This is a genomic window from Bradyrhizobium nivariense (assembly GCF_029846695.2).
Taxonomy (GTDB): Bacteria; Pseudomonadota; Alphaproteobacteria; order Rhizobiales; family Xanthobacteraceae; genus Bradyrhizobium.
This window is the reverse complement of the sequence record NZ_JARWCR020000005.1, coordinates 119,124-137,046: the sequence shown is the minus strand read 5'-3', so window position 1 is coordinate 137,046 and position 17,923 is coordinate 119,124. Positions and strand designations below refer to the sequence as shown.

Genomic DNA, 17,923 nt, shown 5'->3' with positions numbered 1-17,923 from the left:
CCTAAGAATTACTCGACCACTTTCGGCACCAGGAAGAAGTGACCTTCGGTCGCGGGCGCGTTGGCAACGATATCGTCGGCGATCTCGCCGTCATTGACCACGTCCTGCCGCTTCTTCATCTGCATCGGGGTGACCGAGGTCATGGGCTCCACGCCCTCGACATTGACCTCCGAGAGCTGCTCGACAAAGGCGAGCATGGCGTTGAGCTCGCCCTGCAGATGCGGAACCTCGCCCTCGGAAACCGCAATGCGCGCCAGATGCGCGATGCGGCGGACGGTAGCGGCGTCGACGGACATTATGTAGGGCCTCTCACGGCAAAACCTAACCGCCGTATAGCAGAGGCCGCTTTTGCGCCGCAACCGGCGCTTCCCGCCTATCCAGCCAGCGCTTTCAGGCGGGCCAGGGCCGATTTGGCGAAATCGCGGGTCAGTTCGGCCGCGGGGACTTCGCGGCCGAGGGCGATGGCCTGCCCGGCCCAGAGATTGGTGAAGTCCACCCTGCCCTGCTTTTCGGCAGCCGCCTTCAGCGGTCCCAGCGCCGTTGCGGCATGGGGAAATGGCGGCGCGTCCGGCGAGATCGGGCCGGCCTCGCGCATCAGGCGGTTCTGGACGCCGCGCGCCGGCCGCCCGGTCATGACATTGGTGATGACGGTGGAGTCATCCCGCCCATCGGCGAGCGCCGCACGGGCCGCCGTACTGACCTTGGATTCCGGACAGCGCAGATAAGCGCTCCCGATCTGCACGCCGGCCGCGCCGAGCGCGAAGGCGGCTGCAATGCCGCGGCCATCCGCAATGCCGCCGGCCGCAATCACCGGGACCTTCACCGCGTCGACCACCTGCGGCACCAGCGCAAAGGTGCCGGGCTGCTCGGCAATCTTGTCGGTCAGGAACATGCCGCGATGGCCGCCAGCCTCCGCACCTTGTGCGATCACCGCGTCAGCGCCGTGCTGCTCGAGCCAGACCGCTTCCCTCACCGTGGTCGCCGAAGAGATGACGAGACATCCTGCCGCCTTGACCCGCTTGAGCAGCGCGTCCTCGGGCAGGCCGAAATGGAAGCTGACGATCTCCGGCTTCAACTCCTCCACGATCTCGCAGAAGCCGGCGTCAAACGGCGCGCGGTTTGCGGCATTGATGGGTGCGGCGGCATCGAGGCCATGCTCACGGTAGTAGCTCGCGAGGCGTTGCTTCCAGCGCGCCTCCGCCTCGGCCGTGAGCTCGACTGGTGTGTGGCAGAAGAAATTCATGTTCACCGGCGCGGAGACGCGCTGGCGGATGATGTTGACCTGCTCGCGCGCCTTATCCGGCGACAGCATCGCGCTCGGCAGCGAACCGAGCCCGCCGCCTTGCGCCACGGCGATCACGAGCTCCGCGTCCATCACGCCAGCCATCGGCGCCAGCACGATCGGAAATTCGGTCTTGAAGAGGTCGATCAATCGACGGTCAGGCCACATGGTTCTTGCCTCATGTTCGCTCTTTCCCTCTCCCCTTGTGGGAGTGGGCGGATCGCCGCGCAGCGGCGAGACGGGTGAGGGTTTGTATCCGCGGAGACAGACCCCTCATCCGGCGCGGATTGCATCCGCGCCACCTTCTCCCACAAGGGGAGAAGGAAAAGAAACGATGGAATTACGCCGGCCGGTTAGCAGTTGCTCGGCCTCGATCGCAATCCGTTCGACGATCTCGGCCGCCGGTGGAATATCATGGATCAGTCCGACCGCCTCGCCGGCGATCACGGCCGCGACGTCGAAATTGCCGGCGGCCTTTGCCGCGGCATAGTCCGCCGCGACTGCGGCAACATTCTGCATCAGCTCGACCTCGCGTCCGATCCAACGCCTCGCATGGTCGTTGACCAGACACCTTCCTGTGAAGGGCGCTGGCCAGACATTGTTGCGCGAGAGATCAAAGACGATGCCGCGCACCGTCGAGCCGCTGCTTCCGGCGCAGATGCGCCGCTTGGCCTCGTCGGCGCCGTCGGCCTCCTGGCTCGCATAGAAACGCGTGCCGAGCAGCACGCCGCTCGCGCCCAGCATCATCATGGCAGCGAGCCCGCGCCCGTCGGCAAGTCCGCCGGCCGCGACGACCGGCACGCGGCCCGCCGCAAGATCGACGACGGCGGGGACGAGATCGATGCTGGTGCGCGAGGCGCCGTGGCCGCCCGCCTCCGTCCCCTGCGCGATCAGGATATCGGCACCGGCATCGAGCCCCTGCCGTGCCATCGCCTCATCCTGCACCTGGCAGATCAGCCGTGCGCCGGCGGATTTGATCTTCGCGACGAACGGCGCAGGATCGCCGAAAGACAGCATGATCGCGGACGGTTTTGCGGCGAGCGCGACGTCGAGAAGCTCGGGCTGTTTGGCGAGGCTCCAGGTGATGAAGCCGACGCCGAACCGAGCGCGTACCTCGGCGAGCTTCGCGGTCTCTCGTTCAAGCCACGCCCTCTCGCCATAGCCGCCACCCAGGATACCGAACCCGCCCGCGCGGCTCACGGCGGTCACCAGACGACTGCCCGCGACGATATCCATCGGCGCCAGCAGGATGGGATGCCTGATCTCCAGTAGCCTCGTCAGCGACGTCGCAATGGGCATGGTCTCTCCCCGATCTGGACAGTGAGACTAGGCCCGAATATCATTCTCTAAAATTGAATTCTAGCGAACATTGCCATCTCAAAAGAGAAACGATGCCATGGAACTCAGCGACATCCAGACCTTCGCCGCCGTCGCCCGTACCGGGGGCATCACCCGTGCGGCCGAAGAGCTCAACACGGTGCAGTCGAACGTCACCCAGCGCGTGAAGGCGCTGGAAGCCGAGATCGGCACGCCGCTGTTCGAACGCCACAGCCGCGGCATGACCCTGACCGGCGCGGGCAAAAGGCTTTTGCCCTACGCGCAACGGATGGCCGCATTGTCGCACGAGGCCGTGCTCGCCGCGCGCGACGACGGCGAGCCCAAGGGACCGCTCGCGATCGGCTCGATGGAAACGACTGCGGCGGTGCGGCTGCCGCCATTGCTCGCCGATTTTCACCACCGCTTTCCCGCCGTCCGGCTGAGCCTGCGCACCGCGCCCACCGCCGACCTCGTCGCTTGCGTGCTCGAAGGCACGCTCGACGGCGCCTTCGTCGCCGGTCCGATCGCGCATGCCGATCTCACCGCGACAAGCGCGTTCCGCGAAGAGCTGGTGCTGGTCAGCGCGCGGCGCTGGGCCTCGCTCGCCGAGCTGCGCGCCGGCACGCCGGAATCCGGCCCGACCGCGCTGGTGTTCCGCACCGGCTGCACCTACCGGCAGCGGCTCGAACAGATTTTTGTCGAGTTCGGCTGGCCTTCGGCCGCACGCTTCGAGCTCGGCACGCTCGACGGCATGATCGGCTGTGTCGCCGCCGACATGGGCGTGACGCTGCTGCCGCGCGCCGTCGTCGAACGCAGCGCGATCAACGGCAGCGTGTCGATCCACGCGCTGAGCCACTCGCACGCGCACGTCGAGACGCTCTTCATCCAGCGTTGTGCCGGACATCAAACCAGCGCGCTGAACGGGTTTGCCGCCGGCCTGAAGAAAGACGACGACGTCATCGCGGCCTGAGATGCCAGCGCGTTCCACCACGCGAAATTCGCTGTCACAAATCTGTCGTACTTGATTCAATCGACGCTGCGCGTAGCGAATGTTGCGTTCAGCCGCCGCAGCATGACACCTCGAAAAGTTTTGAAGCCCGCGACTTTTCTACGTTAGGATGAGCGACTGGCCAGCGCGAAACCATAACGAAGCCAAACATCGGCAAAAACATCGGGAGGACCATCCATGCGCAATACGCTCGTGTTGTGCTGTGTCGCCGCGTTGTCGGCGACGGTCGAAACAGCAAGCGCTCAAGACTGGACCAAATCGAAATGGGGGCCGAACGACGAGATCGGTGCCGCCAACTACATGACGCCCGAGCTCGTGCTGAAGGCCGCGTCTCTGGTGAAGACCGGAAAGACCTATGCCCTCGGCATTCCGGTCACGCCGCAGACGCCGGCCTATCCGCCGCGTGCGTTCAAGCTCACCATCGTGCAACCCGGACAAGCAGGCATCCCGGGCCTCGGGCCCAACAAGGCGACCTACAACGACGATATCCTGGACACCTGGGTCGGCATCGGCAGCCAGATCGACGGCCTCGGCCATCTCGGCGTCGAGCACGTCTATTACAACGGCAACAAGCTTGCCGACTTCGCCGATCCGAACGGGTTGAAGAAGCTCGGCATCGAGAAGGTCCCGCCGATCGTCACCCGCGGTGTGCTGCTCGACATGGCGGCCTATTACAACACCGACATCGTGAAGGAAGGCACTGCCTTCAACGTCAAGGAGATCGACGAAGTCGCCAAGAAGCAGGGCGTCGAGATCCGCCAGGGCGACGTCGTCATCTTCCACACCGGCTGGCTCAGCCTGATCGGCAAGGACGACAAGCGTTACTCGGCCGGCGAGCCCGGCCTCGGCGTCGAAGGCGCAAAATACCTGACCAGCAAGGGCGTCGTCGCGATCGGTGCCGACACCTGGGCGCTCGAGGTGCTGCCGTTCGAGTCCAAGAACGTGTTCGAGGTGCACCAGATCCTGCTCGCGATGAACGGGACCTACATCCTCGAGAACATGGACACGGCCGCGCTTGCCAAGGACAAGGGCTATGAATTCCTGTTCGTGCTGGGACAGCCGCGCTGGACTGGCGGCGTGCAGGCGATGATCAACCCGATCGCGATCCGCTGATCCGATACCCGGGCGAGGACCCGCCTGCCGTAGGCAGACGCCCTCGCCCGGTCTAGCTCTCTGGCCTGAGATGCCACCGGCGCAACGCAACCAAAGCCCAGATCGCCTCGACCACGCCGAACGGCCAGGCCCCTTGCAGGAAGCCGTAAGCCGAACCGAGCATGCAGGCCATCGCGAACAGCAGCACGAACCAGTGGCCGCGGTCTTCCAGGGCGTAAGTGACCAGCATCGCGGTGACGGCGAACAGGCCAAATAGTGTCAGCGCATCCATTGTTCCGGGTTCACTCCGTAGCGCGACGCGTGATATGCGCTAGTCCCATGCCGGCTCTTATCCTGCCTCTCGTCGACGCTGCAACCCACTGGCCCGAACGCGGCGGGTTGGTCGGCCTTGATCTCGGTACCAAGACCATTGGCGTTGCCGTCTCCAATCCGGACCGCCGGCTCGCGACCGGCGTCGAGACGATCCAGCGCAAGGCGTTCAAGCAGGATGCCGCCCGGCTGCTCGCGATTGCCACTGAACGCAAGGCCGTCGGCTTCGTGCTCGGCTTGCCCATCAACATGGACGGCAGCGAGGGTCCGCGCGCGCAATCGACCCGGGCGTTTGCCCGCAACCTCGCCGGCCTGACCGCGCTGCCGATCGGGTTGTGGGATGAACGACTGTCGACGGCTGCGGTCGAACGCGAACTGATCGGCATGGATGTCAGCCGCGCCAAGCGCGCCGAAGTGATCGACGAGCACGCCGCGATCTTCATCCTGCAAGGCGCGCTCGACCGCCTCGCCAATCTGCGCGCAGCCCCGGGGCCCGACTGATCCATGGCCGTCGTGATCGCGGCGCTTCTCCCCGTCTTTATCCTCATCGTGCTCGGCGTCGTGCTGAAGCGCACCTTGATGCGGCTCGACACGCAATGGCACGGGCTGGAGCGGCTGACCTATTTCGTGCTGTTTCCGATGCTGCTGATCCAGACGCTGGTGAAGGCGGACCTCTCCAGGGTGCCGGTGGCCGGCGTCGGCGGCGCGCTGCTGTTGTCGGCGCTGGCGATGTCGCTGCTCTGCCTTGCGCTCCGCCCGGCGCTGGCGCGCCTCGATATCGACGGCCCCGCCTTCACCTCGATCTTCCAGGGCGCGACACGCTGGCAGACCTATGTGGCGCTGTCCGTCTCCGCCAACATGTTCGGCGATGTCGGGCTCGCGCTGGCCTCGGTGGCAATGGTCGCGATCATTCCGCTGGTCAACGTCTTCAGCGTCGCGGTGCTGGCGCATTATGCATCGCCGAAGAGACAGTCCGCGCGCGCGATCGTCATGACGGTGATCCGCAATCCCCTGATCTGGGCCTGCGCGATCGGGCTCTTCATCAACGTCATCCATTTGCCGCTGCCGAAAATCTGGCACGAGGTCGCGGATGCGCTCGGCCGCTCCTCGCTCGCCATCGGCCTGCTCGTCACCGGCGCCGGCCTGCAACTCGAAGGCCTGCTGCGCCCGAGCGTGAGCGCGACGATCGGCGTGGCGTTCAAGCTCGTGCTGATGCCCGTGCTCGCGCTGGTGCTCGCCGCCTGGTTCGGCCTCTCCGGCGACAGTCTCGCCATCGTGGCGATCTGCGCGGCCGTGCCGTCCTCGCCCAGCGCCTACGTGCTGGCCCGCCAGATGGGCGGCGATGCGCCGCTGCTGGCACAGATCATCACGCTGCAAACCATTTTGGCGGCGATCACGATGCCTGTCGTAATAGCGTTGATGGCCTAGCTCCCCAGCCACATCGTCAGCACCACTGCGGTCAGGTTGTTCAGTGCGTGCAGCGCGATCGTGAGCCAGAGCGAATTGGCGCGATACCGCATGTAGCCGAACCACAGGCCGATGGAGAAGACCTCGGCGAGGAAGTACATGTCGTATTGCAGATGCACGACCGTCCACACCAGAGACGACAGGACGATCGCGCCGGGCACGCGCAGGAAGCTCGCCGACCAGCCGCGAAACAGGAATCCGCGCGCCAAAACTTCTTCCGACATCGGCGCGGCTACGCTGAAGGCGAGCAGGAGCAGGACTGCGGCGCCCTTGTCGCGGCCCGATTTCAAGAGATCAGTCATGAAGCCCGGTGTCGCCTCGCGGCCCAGGGATCGCGATGTGACCTCCCAGGCCAGCACGATCACGATGAGGCCGACGGCGCCGAACAGGACCTGCATCCACGACGGCCAATGCAGCGCGAGGTAGCCGGTGAAGGATGCCTTCTTGATGCGGATGGCAAGCCACACCACAGCGAGCGTCGCCGGCAATCCCATGATGACGGATAACGCGAGCGCCGCGGGCTCATGGCCGACGAGCTGAAGCGAGGCGAGGTCCATCGGCAGGCCGCGCTGTACCACCAGCAGAACGATGGCGCCGATCTGCCCGACGAACATCGCCAAGAAGATGAGAAGGCCCCACAGTGCCGTGCCCCAGAACTTCCAGACACCCGGCGTCGCAGGCATCTCGATCAGCGGCGGATGTTCGGGATTGAGGGAATCCATCAAAAGGCTTTCGTTGGGAGGCTCACGGCAGCGTCCGCTCCAGCAACGCGCGCACGTCGCCGGTCTCGAGCTCGACCGCGCCGTACATGCTGGGATGGGTCGTTGCGAGGCGCGTGGCGGCGAAGAGTTCGGCATGATGCGGCGTCACGCCATTGAGCGCCGCTGCGGCCGCAAGCAGCGCCAGCTTCTCGACCGCAAGGCGCGCGACGCGCTCGCCGTCGGCGCGCCGGAAAGTCTTGCCGATGAATGCGGCTGCCTCGCCTGCCCCTGGCAGGCCTTTTGTCTCGGCTGCAACGGATTGCAGCACCGCCATCGCCGCCTCCGGCTCGCGCGACAGCGCGCGGAGCACGTCGAGGCACATCACGTTGCCCGAGCCTTCCCAGATCGCGTTGACCGGCGATTCCCGGTAGTGACGCGCCAGAATGCCGTCCTCGACATAGCCGTTGCCGCCGAGGCACTCCATCGCTTCGTAGAGAAACGCGGGCGCGCTCTTGCAGGTCCAGTATTTGATCGCGGGCGTCAGCAGCCTCATGTAGGCCGCCTCAGCCGCATCCTGCGGCGTCCGGTCGAAGGCGCGGCAGAGACGCATCACCAGGGCTGTGCTCGCCCCGACATGCAGCGCCATGTCCGACAGCACGGCCTGCATCAAGGGCTGATCGGCGAGATGCTTCTGGAACACGCTGCGGTGACGGGCGTGATGCAGCGCGTGCGCCAGCCCCGACCGCATCAGGCCGGCGGAGGCAATCGCGCAATCCTGCCGCGTCAGCTGCACCATCTGGATGATGGTGCGGATGCCCTTGCCTTCCTCGCCGACGGCTTCCGCATAGGCGCCGACGAATTCGACCTCGGAGGACGCGTTGGAGCGGTTGCCGAGCTTGTCCTTCAGGCGCTGGAACTGGATCGCGTTCACCGACCCGTCCGGCGCAAAGCGCGGCATGAAGAAACAGGTCAGCCCGCTATCGGCCTGCGCCAGCACCAGGAACGCGTCGCACATCGGCGCCGACATGAACCATTTGTGGCCGGTGATGCGATAGGCGTCGCCGTCACGCACCGCGCGCGTCATGTTGGCGCGCACGTCGGTACCGCCCTGCTTCTCGGTCATGCCCATGCCGAGCGTCATGCCGCGCTTCTCCCACCACGGCGCGAAGGTGGGATCGTAGCTCCTGGTCGACAGCACCGGCATCACGCGCGCGAGCAGGTCCGGCTGCATCGCCAGCGCCGCGACGGAGGCGCGCGTCATCGTGATAGGACAGAGATGGCCGGTCTCGACCTGCGTGGCCATGTAGAATTTTGCCGCACGAATGACCTCGGAGGCATCGCCCGTGGGCTTGCCATCCGCGGTCCACGTCGAATTGTGTACGCCGGCATGGGCGCTGTGCGCCATCAACTCGTGATAGGCCGGATGGAATTCGACCTGGTCGCGCCGATTGCCCTTCGAGTCAAAGGTGCGCAGCTTCGGCGTGTTCTCATTCGCGACGCGCCCGCGATCGGCCATCGCGGCCGAGCCCCAATGCTTGCCGAACTCCGACAGCTCGCGTTCCGCCGCCGCACCGCCATTGGCTTTCACCGCCTCGACCAGCGGCCGGTCCACGGCGAAGAGGTCGACGTCCTCGAACGGTGGCGACTGGTTGAAGACCTCGTGGGTCGCGAAGCTGGGCTGGGTCATCTCGTGTCCTCGGCGCGGAATCAGTTCCGGCGCGGCTGGATCGGGAAATCATAGGCTGCCCCGCCTGCCCCCGGCAGGGAAAAATGCCACCACTCCTTCGAATAGTTCACAAAGCCTTGCTTCGCCATCGCAGCCACAAGTCGCCTGCGCCAGGCGCGCTGGTCCGGATTGATCGACGGTGCGGCGGTATGCCCTTTCACGTCGGTGCAGTCGTAACCGGTGCCCATGTCGACACTCCCCTCCGGCGGGCGCGCCTCGACCGGCGCCGTGCAATCGGCATAGCTTTTTGACGGGTCGTATTTGCCCGAATTGTCGGCCTTGAGATCGACCAGCGCGAGATCGAGCGCCGCGCCCGTCGAATGCTGCGAGCGGCTCGCGATGTAGCCGAGGCGGAACAGCTCCGTCTTGGGAATTTTGGGATTGTAGCGCCGCTCGGCGGCGGTCTCGCGGCCGTTCTGCGACCAGTTGACCATGTCGAGCGAGGCCCGCGCCGGCCGGTAGCAGTCGAACATTTTGAGCGACAGGTTTTGCGCCGCCAGTTCCTGCTGAACCGCCTTCAGCCGCAGCCCCACCTCGCGCTTGACCACGCATTCGCCGGCACCGTAGCCGGCGAGCGGACGGCCGACGAAATTGTTCGAGGTGGCGTAGCGGATGTCCTGGACGATGCTGGGGTCGATGTCGCGCAGATAGACGAAACTGCCGGGGAGCGATTGGGCGTGGGCTGGTGAGACTGTGATTATCGCAATAGTCGCAATTAGAAATGATTTCACGAGATCCATCCACATCGTCATGGCCGGGCATAGCCGTCCGACGGACGGCGTCGCTTCGGCTCGCCTATGCCCGGCCATCCACGCCCTTTTTGCGGCGGCAGTGCAAGAACGTGGATGCCCGGGACATCTGGCGCGAAGACGCGCTTCGCGCTTCTGCCCGGGCACGACGGAGGAAGTCGGACTATCGGGGGATAACTCACCGCCCCGGCATTGGCCCTTGCCCCACCCGCCATCCGCGCCTATAGCTCTCGCTTTAATGACATCGAAATCGACCTTCGTCCTCGGCCACCGGCATTTGCTGGGCATCGAGGGCCTTTCCGCGGCCGACATCACCGGCCTCCTCGACCTGTCCGAAGAATATGTCGAGCTCAACCGCCAGGTTGACAAGAAGCGCACCGTCCTGCGTGGACGGACGCAGGTGAACCTCTTCTTCGAGGCTTCCACCCGGACCCAATCCTCGTTCGAGCTCGCCGGCAAACGGCTGGGCGCCGACGTCATGAACATGACGGTGTCCTCCTCGTCCATGAAAAAGGGCGAGACGCTGATCGACACCGCGGTGACGCTGAATGCCATGCACCCGGATATCCTGGTGGTGCGGCATCACGCCTCCGGCGCCGTGGAACTGCTGGCCCGCAAGGTCGACGGTTCCGTGGTCAATGCCGGCGACGGCGCCCACGAGCACCCGACCCAGGCGCTGCTGGATGCCCTCACCATCCGCCGCAACAAGGGCCGCATCGAGGGCCTCGTCGTCGCGATCTGCGGCGACGTGCTGCATTCGCGCGTCGCCCGGTCCAACATCATCCTGCTCAACACCATGGGCGCGCGCGTCCGTGTCGTCGGCCCCTCCACGCTGCTGCCGCCGGGGCTGGAACGGATGGGCGTCGAGGTCGCGCGCGACATGCGCGAGGGGCTCAACGGCGCGGACATCGTCATGATGCTGCGGCTCCAGCGCGAGCGCATGAACGGCTCCTTCGTGCCCTCGTCCAGCGAATACTTCCACTATTTCGGGCTCGACCAGAAGAAGCTCGCTTACGCCAAGCCGGACGCGCTCGTGATGCATCCCGGCCCCATGAACCGTGGCGTGGAGATCGACTCAGCTGTGGCCGACGGCGCTCAGTCCCTGATCCGCGAACAGGTGGAGATGGGCGTCGCCGTGCGCATGGCCGTGCTGGAAGCGCTCGCCCGCAACCTGCCGAACGCGTGATGCCCATGTTGACCGATCGACGACCCATCCTGCTTGCCAATGCCCGCGTCGTCGATCCCTCCCGGGATTTCGACGGTCCCGGCGACGTCCTGATCGCCGACGGCACCATCCGCGAGACCCGACGCGGCATTGGAGCTGCCGGCGTCCCCGAGGGCACCGACATCGTCAACTGCTCCGGCAAGATCGTGGCCCCCGGCCTGATTGACATGCGCGCCTTTGTCGGCGAACCCGGTTTCAGCCATCGCGAGACGTTTGCTTCGGCGAGTCAGGCGGCGGCGACCGGCGGCGTCACCACCATCATCTGCCAGCCCGCGACCGAGCCTGTCATCGACAATTCCGCGACCGTCGACTTCGTGATGCGCCGCGCCCGCGACACCGCCATCGTCAATATTCTGCCGATGGCGGCGCTCACCAAGGGCATGCGCGGCGAGGAGATGACCGAGTTCGGCCTCCTGAAGGCTGCCGGAGCGGTCGCCTTCAGCGACGGCGACAGAAGCGTCACCAACGCGCAGGTGATGCGCTGGGCACTGACCTACGCGCGCGATTTCGACGCGCTGATCGTACATTATACCGAGGATCCCAAGCTCGTCGGCGAAGGCGTGATGAACGAGGGTGAGTTCGCCACGAGGCTTGGCCTGATGGGCATCCCGAATGCGGCCGAGGCCGTGATGCTGGAGCGCGACATGCGCCTCGTCGCGCTCACCGGCGGTCGCTATCACGCGGCTTCGCTGTCCTGCACGGATTCGCTCGACATCCTGAAACGCGCCCGCGATGCCGGGCTCCCCGTCACCGCGTCGGTCTCGATCAACCACCTCGCGCTGAACGAGAACGACATCGGCCCCTACCGGACCTTCCTGAAGCTGTCGCCGCCGCTGCGCACGGAGGACGACCGCCGCGCGCTGGTCGCAGCCGTCGCCTCCGGCCTCGTCGACGTCATCATGTCCGACCACAATCCGCAGGACGTCGAGGGCAAGCGCCTGCCGTTCGCAGAGGCCGCGCCCGGTGCCGTCGGGCTCGAAACCATGCTGCCCGCGGGATTGCGGCTCATGCATAATGGCGAGCTGGATCTGAAGATGCTGATCCGGGCGATGTCGACCCGACCGGCCGAGATCCTGGGTTTGCCCGGTGGGACCCTGCGCGCAGGCAGCCCGGCGGATGTCATCGTGATCGATCCCGATACGCCCTGGGTGGTCGACCCCGCCGATCTCAAATCGCCCTGCAAGAACACGCCGTTCGACGAAGCCCGCTTTACAGGCCGCGTGGTGCGCACCATTGTCGGCGGACGAACGGTGTACGAGCATGTCTGACCTGCAAGATCATGCGTGGCGTCTCTGTTCGACCGTCAGATGCAGCCATTGGAGATGCGGCCATGGGGCTTGAAGCATTCCTGCCGGTGGCCTTCATCATCGGCTACCTCCTCGGCTCGATTCCGTTCGGGCTGATCCTGACCAGGCTCGCCGGCACGCAGGATCTGCGCTCGATTGGCTCCGGCAGTATCGGCGCCACCAATGTGCTGCGCACGGGACGCAAGGGCCTTGCCGCGGCCACCCTGCTGTTCGATGCGCTCAAGGGTACTGCGGCCGTGGTGATCGCGCTTCGCATCGGCGGCCTCGACGCGGCACTGCTGGCTGGGCTCGGTGCGTTCCTCGGCCATCTTTTCCCGGTCTGGCTCAAGTTCAAGGGCGGCAAGGGCGTCGCGGTCTATATCGGCATCCTGCTCGGCCTGATTCCGGCGGGCGCGCTGGTGTTCTGCCTGCTTTGGCTCGCGACCGCCTTCACCACCCGCTACTCCTCGCTTTCGGCACTGGTGGCCGCCTTCGTCACGCCCCTGTTCCTGTGGTGGTGGTTCAGCGAACCTAAACTAACCTCGCTGTTCGTAGCGCTGACGCTGCTGCTGTTCTACGCGCATCGCGAGAACATCAAGCGATTGCAATCGGGCAAGGAAAGCCGCATCGGCGAGAAGGCCTGAGCCGGAAAAAAGTACGGATACCGCCGCGCCTCTTCCGCATTATGTGCCAAATCCTGTTTGCAACTCTGCCCGACTCGCGGCCAGAGTGGCGAACGGGTTCCAGCCTGTCATCCTGACGGCGGAAATGTCGTTAGGCGGTTGCTCAGAATGAGCGAGAAGATTGTCGGCGCGCGTGATGAAGGCGGCATGCAGGGCACTGCGGCAAGCCGGCTGCTCTCGGCGACCAACATCTGGTCCGATGCGCCCCCGCCGCCTCCCGCGCCAGAACCCGTCCCCATTTTGCCACCAGCGCCGCCACCTGCTCGCGTCGCGCCAGCGTCGGCACCAGTCGCGGCCGTGATCGCGGCCGCACCTGTTGCGCCCGCGCAGCCGCGCTCCAACCCATGGCCGCCCCCATGGCCGCCGCGAAAATTGTCGCTGGCGCTCCAGGGCGGCGGCACCTTTGCCGCCTTTACCTGGGGCGTGCTGGAGCGGCTCTTGGAAGATCCCGCCATCGAGATCGACACCATCAGCGGCGCCAGTGCCGGTGCCATCAACGCGCTGCTGCTCGCCTCCGGCCTCGCCGAGGGCGGCCGCGAAGGCGCCCGCGCGCGACTGAACCGGTTCTGGATCCGGCTGATGCACGAGGCCTCGTTCCGATCGCTGATGCTGATCGGCGGCTTTTCGCCGGCGGGAAGCGCGGTCGCGTTCGGTCCGACGCTGCGCTCCGGCCAGTTCGATCCGTTCGATCTCGATCCGCTGCGGCAGGCGCTGTCGCGCGACATCGACTTTTCCGCCTTGCGCGACCCGCGGTGCCCGAAGCTGCTGATCGCGGCGACGCGAATCCGCGACGGCCAGCAGCAGATCTTCCGCAACGATGCCATCACCGCCGACGTCGCGCTGGCCTCGACCTGCCCGCCGCTGGTTCACTGCGCCGTCGAGATCGACGGCGAGGCCTATTGGGACGGCGGCTTGGGCGGCAATCCGCCGCTGCTCCGGCTGGCGCAGGAAACGACAACCTCCGACCTTCTGGTCGTCCAGGTCACGCCGGCGCGCGACAGCTATGTGCCGATCACGCTGGCCGCGATCGACCGCCGGCTCGACCAGATCGCGGCCAATGCAGCGCTCAATGCCGAGATCGCGGCGATCGAATGGACGCAATCGCAGGCAGCATCGTCGCTGCGGCTCTCCAGGATCGCCGCGGAAGATTTCGTTGACGGGTTGGCGCAGCGCTCATCCACCGATCTCGGCCGCGGTTTCATTCGCACGCTGCACCGGAGCGGCCGCGAGGCCGCCGAGCGCTGGCTCGGGCAAGGTGCAGATAACAGCACAGCGCCGGCCGCATCCGGCCAGCGCATCGTTGCCGCCGAACCCGCGCTAGCCTGATTTCGCCAGCGCCTGCTCCAGGAACCACGCGGCAGCAAGTGCGCCGGGATCGTTGCCGAAGCGCGCGATCACCTGCACGCCGATCGGCAGACCGCCAACCTTCAAGACCGGCACGTTGACGCAGGGATTTCCCATCAGCGTCCAGAGCCTGTTGTAGCGGGGGTCGCCGGTGGAGGCGAGGTCCTTGGCCGGCGGCGTGCCGGGCGCCGAATAGGTGAGCAGCACGTCAACGCCCTCGAACAACTCGCCAAGCTCGCGACGGCCACGACGGCTGATCCGGCGCGCGTCGTCGTAGTCGCTCGGCGTCAGACCAACCGTCGCATCCAGACTGGCGCGCAGCATCGGCGCGATCTCGTCGTGATGCTCCGAAAATTCCCAGGCAAGCGCGCGATGCGCTTCAAAATCTTGAATGATCGGATGGATACGCCAGGCCTCCTGCACAGCTTCGGGCAGATCGATGGTCTGCACACTGACACCGGCGCGCTCCGCCGCCTTGATCGCAGCTTGCAGCCCCTCTTCGGCGGCCGGCTCCACGGCGCCGGCAAACTCCTGCCTGACCACGCCGATCCGTGGCGCCTTCGCCGGGACGATGCCGGAGAATTCGGTGCGGCCGGTCATCGCCAGCAGTCCCTGCGCAAGATCTTCCGCGCGGGCGCCGAACAGGCCGACCGTGTCGAGCGCCCACGAATAGCATTTGACGCCGACGGTCGGCAGCATGCGAAATGACGGCTTGATCGCGGCGGCCCCGCAATAGGCGGCGGGCCGGATCACCGAGCCGCCGGTCTGGGTGCCCAGCGCCAGCGGGATCATGCCGGCACCGACGGCCGCGGCCGAGCCCGAGGACGAGCCGCCCGGCGTATGGCCAAGATTGTGCGGATTGAGCGTCGGGGTCGGATCACGCGAGGCGAAAGCCGTGGTCGTGGTCTTGCCGATGATGGTGGCACCTGCCCGCTTCAGCATCATCACCACCGGCGCGTCGCTGCGCGGCTGCCAGCCGCGATAGATCTCCGAGCCCATCTCGGTCGGGAAATCCGCGGTGTCGATGATGTCCTTGATCCCGACCGCGATGCCGCGCAGCGGACCGAAGGCTCGCGCCTTCGCGGATTTGTCATGGCGGACGAAGGCGCGGACGTCCTTCTCTTTGGCCTCGATCGCCGCATGCGATTGCGCGATCGCGGCATCGGGCGAAAGCTCGCCCGCTTCGATGCGGCGCTGGAGGTCGGCAAGTGAGATCATGGCAAAACCCTTCTTATTGGGATCGCTTTTAGCATCGCGACGAGGTCGCGCAAGCGGACGGAGATGTCGCCCACGCCCTCAGGTTGTTCCATGCTGCGCCTGCAAGGAGCCGCCGTGGACGCCAATCCCAGCGTGGAACTGACAGGGTCGACGGCCTGCGGTTGATCCGCTCCGACAATGCTTGATCCAAATCAACGAAGCCAATGACGCAGGCCACAACACTGCTGCGGCAGGTTGCGGCTCTCTGGCGCAACCTGCCCCACAATCGTCTGGTCGGCGGGCTGGAGGAATGCGCTTCTAACCGTGAAAGGACATGTAACATGTCACGTCGAGCGATCTTCTCGTTGGCCGCTTCGGTCATCATCGGCATCGGGTGCGTTGCAATGGTTTCAACTGATGCGTTCGCCTATCGCGGTGGTGGGCGCGTCGGTGTTGGCCGCGTTGGCGGCTATCACGGCGGCGCTTATCGCGGCGGTGTTTACCGTGGCGGTGTTTACCGTGGCGCAGCGGTACGCCGTGGAGTGGCGGTAGGCGTCGGTGCTGCTGCCGTCGGTGCCGGTGCGTACGGAGCTTACGGAGCTTACGGAGCTTACGGAGCTTACGGAACGCAACGCTGCGGATACTATCCCTACGGACCTTGCTACTAGAAACTGTCGGAGAGCCGGCTCTCGCCGAATGCAGATCAGGGACGTACCCGGGCGACGTTCGGCCGAGCGCTCATTGACGTCATCTTTGCGCGCCCGAAATGCGGCTCGCTTTCGTCGCGGTGGAGCTACCCCATTTCTCCTCGCGCCAGCGCACGACGCTGTTGCCCACGCCCTCAGGTTGTTCCATTGTGTGTCTGCAAGGAGACGCCGTGGACGCCATCAATCCGAGCGTGGAGCTGACCGAGACTGAGCGGATCGACCGCCTGCGGCTGATCCGCTCCGACAATGTCGGGCCGCGCACCTTCCGCTCGCTGGTCGATCATTTCGGCACGGCGCGCGCCGCGCTGGAGCGGCTGCCGGATCTCGCGCGCCGTGGCGGTGCGCAGCGATCGGGGCGCATCTGTAGCGCGGACGATGCGAAGGTCGAGCTCGCCGCGAGCCGCAAGTTCGGCATCGCATGGCTCGCGCCCGGCGAGGACGGCTATCCGGCCCGGCTGGCAACGCTCGACGATGCGCCGCCGCTGCTCGCCGTGCGCGGTGATGTCGCGACCTTGATGCGGCCGATCATCGCCATCGTCGGCTCGCGCAATGCCTCCGGCGCCGGATTGAAATTCGCTGGTCAGCTCGCCCGCGAGCTTGGCGAAGCCGGTTTTGTCGTCATCTCCGGGCTCGCCCGCGGCGTCGACCAGGCCGCGCATCGCGCCAGCGTCGAGAGCGGCACGATCGCCGTGCTCGCCGGCGGACATGACTGCATCTACCCGCCCGAGCATGGCGACCTGCTGGCCTCGATCCTCGACCACGAGGGTGCTGCGATCTCCGAGATGCCGCTCGGCCACGAGCCGCGCGCCCGCGACTTTCCCCGCCGCAACCGGCTGATCTCGGGCGCTTCGCTCGGTGTGGTCGTGGTGGAGGCCGCGCATCGCTCGGGCTCGCTGATCACCGCGCGCATGGCCGCCGAACAGGGCCGCGAGGTGTTCGCGGTGCCGGGCTCCCCGCTCGATCCGCGCGCCGCCGGCACCAACGATCTGATCAAGCAGGGCGCAACGCTCGTCACCGAAGCCGCCGACGTCGTCAACGCGGTCCAGCCGATCATGAAGCGGCCGGTGATGCACCCGGCCGGCGAACCCGACAGCGAACCGTTCGAGAGCGATCCGCAAGGACACGACCGCGGCCAGATCACTGGTCTTCTCGGCCCGACGCCAATCTCGATCGACGATCTTGTGCGGATGTCCGGCGCCTCGCCTGCGATCGTGCGCACAGTGCTGCTGGAGCTCGAGCTTGCCGGTCGGCTCGAGCGTCACGGCGGCGGATTGGTGTCGCTGCTTTAGGTATCTTTTTGACGCGTTTTCTTAACGCGAACCGGTCTTCACTTCGCTCGAAAACGCTATGGATTGCGCTCGTCGAACCGCGCCCGCGCCGCCGCGATCTGCTGCTGATGCGTGATCGCCCACTCCCCCAGCGCCTTCACCGGCTGCTGCAGCCCGCGGCCGAGATCGGTCAGCTCATAATCCACACGCGGTGGAATGGTCGGGAAAATCGTGCGCGTGACCAGGCCATCACGCTCCAGCCCACGCAGCGTCAGGGTCAGCATCCGCTGCGAGATGCCGTTGATCATGCGCTTGAGTTCGTTGAAGCGCTTAGGCCCGTCGCTGAGCATCATGATGACGAACACGCTCCATTTGTCGCCGACACGCGCCAGCACCGAGGCGACGCCGCGGCAGTCTGCATGGTTGGGATCCGGCCTCGGTGAGGCAGGCAAATCGATGTGTGCAGGTTTCAGAGATGTGCCCATGGCTCAAAAAAGTGCGTTCTTGCGGGGTTTTCGATAGTCACTCATGTAGCTCTGG

The 17,923-nt window shown here is 65.9% G+C and carries 18 protein-coding genes; 9 read left to right on the top strand and 9 right to left on the bottom strand.

The window, feature by feature from the left end; all coding sequences use genetic code 11:
- Positions 1 to 8: 8 nt before the first annotated feature.
- From gatC to QCM77_RS06685, 3 genes are all read right to left on the bottom strand, one after another.
- Positions 9 to 296 carry an Asp-tRNA(Asn)/Glu-tRNA(Gln) amidotransferase subunit GatC gene (gene gatC / locus QCM77_RS06695; protein WP_007611211.1) on the bottom strand — a complete coding sequence of 96 codons (288 nt, stop codon included), beginning with the start codon at positions 294 to 296 and terminating at the stop codon, positions 9 to 11.
- Between the two features lie 77 nt (positions 297 to 373).
- Complete coding sequence (locus QCM77_RS06690; RefSeq protein ID WP_279682505.1) at positions 374 to 1,450, bottom strand: NAD(P)H-dependent flavin oxidoreductase; 1,077 nt, start codon at positions 1,448 to 1,450, stop codon at positions 374 to 376.
- Positions 1,451 to 1,555: 105 nt separating this feature from the next.
- Positions 1,556 to 2,581, bottom strand: a complete 1,026-nt coding sequence (locus QCM77_RS06685) for an NAD(P)H-dependent flavin oxidoreductase (RefSeq protein ID WP_279667497.1) — start codon at positions 2,579 to 2,581, stop codon at positions 1,556 to 1,558.
- Positions 2,582 to 2,678: 97 nt separating this feature from the next.
- On the opposite strand from QCM77_RS06685, the gene QCM77_RS06680 reads away from it, so the two are divergent.
- Together QCM77_RS06680 and QCM77_RS06675 are read left to right on the top strand one after the other, a co-directional pair.
- Positions 2,679 to 3,569, top strand: a complete 891-nt coding sequence (locus tag QCM77_RS06680) for a LysR family transcriptional regulator (protein WP_279682504.1) — start codon at positions 2,679 to 2,681, stop codon at positions 3,567 to 3,569.
- Between the two features lie 216 nt (positions 3,570 to 3,785).
- Positions 3,786 to 4,721, top strand: a complete 936-nt coding sequence (locus QCM77_RS06675) for a cyclase family protein (RefSeq protein ID WP_279667495.1) — start codon at positions 3,786 to 3,788, stop codon at positions 4,719 to 4,721.
- A 52-nt stretch (positions 4,722 to 4,773) separates the two neighbouring features.
- Here the strand turns inward: QCM77_RS06675 and QCM77_RS06670 are convergent, their stop codons facing one another.
- Entirely contained in the window at positions 4,774 to 4,992 is a 219-nt protein-coding gene (locus QCM77_RS06670) for a hypothetical protein (RefSeq protein ID WP_279682503.1), read from the bottom strand.
- A 47-nt stretch (positions 4,993 to 5,039) separates the two neighbouring features.
- Between QCM77_RS06670 and ruvX the strand changes: the two genes are divergently transcribed.
- Positions 5,040 to 5,531 (top strand): Holliday junction resolvase RuvX, encoded by a 492-nt coding sequence (gene ruvX / locus QCM77_RS06665; RefSeq protein ID WP_279667493.1) that lies wholly within the window; start codon positions 5,040 to 5,042, stop codon positions 5,529 to 5,531.
- 3 nt (positions 5,532 to 5,534) lie between these two features.
- Positions 5,535 to 6,458, top strand: a complete 924-nt coding sequence (locus QCM77_RS06660; RefSeq protein ID WP_279682502.1) for an AEC family transporter — start codon at positions 5,535 to 5,537, stop codon at positions 6,456 to 6,458.
- Here QCM77_RS06660 and QCM77_RS06655 read toward each other — a convergent pair.
- The 3 genes from QCM77_RS06655 to QCM77_RS06645 are packed head-to-tail and all read right to left on the bottom strand — an operon-like array spanning position 6,455 to position 9,664.
- Entirely contained in the window at positions 6,455 to 7,219 is a 765-nt protein-coding gene (locus tag QCM77_RS06655) for a CPBP family intramembrane glutamic endopeptidase (RefSeq protein WP_279682501.1), read from the bottom strand. The genes QCM77_RS06660 and QCM77_RS06655 overlap by 4 nt on opposite strands.
- A 22-nt stretch (positions 7,220 to 7,241) precedes the next feature.
- A complete protein-coding gene (locus tag QCM77_RS06650) occupies positions 7,242 to 8,885 on the bottom strand; it encodes an acyl-CoA dehydrogenase family protein (RefSeq protein WP_279682500.1) in 1,644 nt (547 codons plus the stop codon).
- Between the two features lie 20 nt (positions 8,886 to 8,905).
- Complete coding sequence (locus tag QCM77_RS06645) at positions 8,906 to 9,664, bottom strand: M15 family metallopeptidase (protein ID WP_279682580.1); 759 nt, start codon at positions 9,662 to 9,664, stop codon at positions 8,906 to 8,908.
- Positions 9,665 to 9,911: 247 nt separating this feature from the next.
- Here QCM77_RS06645 and QCM77_RS06640 point away from each other — a divergent pair, with 247 nt between their 5' ends.
- The 4 genes from QCM77_RS06640 to QCM77_RS06625 all read left to right on the top strand — a co-directional run bounded on the left by QCM77_RS06640 (position 9,912) and on the right by QCM77_RS06625 (position 14,193).
- A complete protein-coding gene (locus QCM77_RS06640) occupies positions 9,912 to 10,859 on the top strand; it encodes an aspartate carbamoyltransferase catalytic subunit (protein ID WP_279682499.1) in 948 nt (315 codons plus the stop codon).
- A gap of 5 nt (positions 10,860 to 10,864) precedes the next feature.
- Entirely contained in the window at positions 10,865 to 12,166 is a 1,302-nt protein-coding gene (locus QCM77_RS06635) for a dihydroorotase (RefSeq protein ID WP_279667516.1), read from the top strand.
- A gap of 62 nt (positions 12,167 to 12,228) precedes the next feature.
- Complete coding sequence (plsY, locus tag QCM77_RS06630; RefSeq protein WP_279667489.1) at positions 12,229 to 12,828, top strand: glycerol-3-phosphate 1-O-acyltransferase PlsY; 600 nt, start codon at positions 12,229 to 12,231, stop codon at positions 12,826 to 12,828.
- 147 nt (positions 12,829 to 12,975) lie between these two features.
- Positions 12,976 to 14,193 carry a patatin-like phospholipase family protein gene (locus QCM77_RS06625; RefSeq protein WP_279682498.1) on the top strand — a complete coding sequence of 406 codons (1,218 nt, stop codon included), beginning with the start codon at positions 12,976 to 12,978 and terminating at the stop codon, positions 14,191 to 14,193.
- Here QCM77_RS06625 and QCM77_RS06620 read toward each other — a convergent pair.
- Positions 14,185 to 15,429, bottom strand: a complete 1,245-nt coding sequence (locus tag QCM77_RS06620) for an amidase (RefSeq protein WP_279682496.1) — start codon at positions 15,427 to 15,429, stop codon at positions 14,185 to 14,187. The genes QCM77_RS06625 and QCM77_RS06620 overlap by 9 nt on opposite strands.
- An 856-nt stretch (positions 15,430 to 16,285) precedes the next feature.
- On the opposite strand from QCM77_RS06620, the gene dprA reads away from it, so the two are divergent.
- Positions 16,286 to 17,404, top strand: coding sequence for a DNA-processing protein DprA (dprA, locus tag QCM77_RS06615; protein ID WP_462804299.1), 1,119 nt, complete (start codon positions 16,286 to 16,288; stop codon positions 17,402 to 17,404).
- Between the two features lie 56 nt (positions 17,405 to 17,460).
- Here the strand turns inward: dprA and QCM77_RS06610 are convergent, their stop codons facing one another.
- Positions 17,461 to 17,868 carry a winged helix-turn-helix transcriptional regulator gene (locus QCM77_RS06610; RefSeq protein WP_279667486.1) on the bottom strand — a complete coding sequence of 136 codons (408 nt, stop codon included), beginning with the start codon at positions 17,866 to 17,868 and terminating at the stop codon, positions 17,461 to 17,463.
- Positions 17,869 to 17,923: the final 55 nt, after the last annotated feature.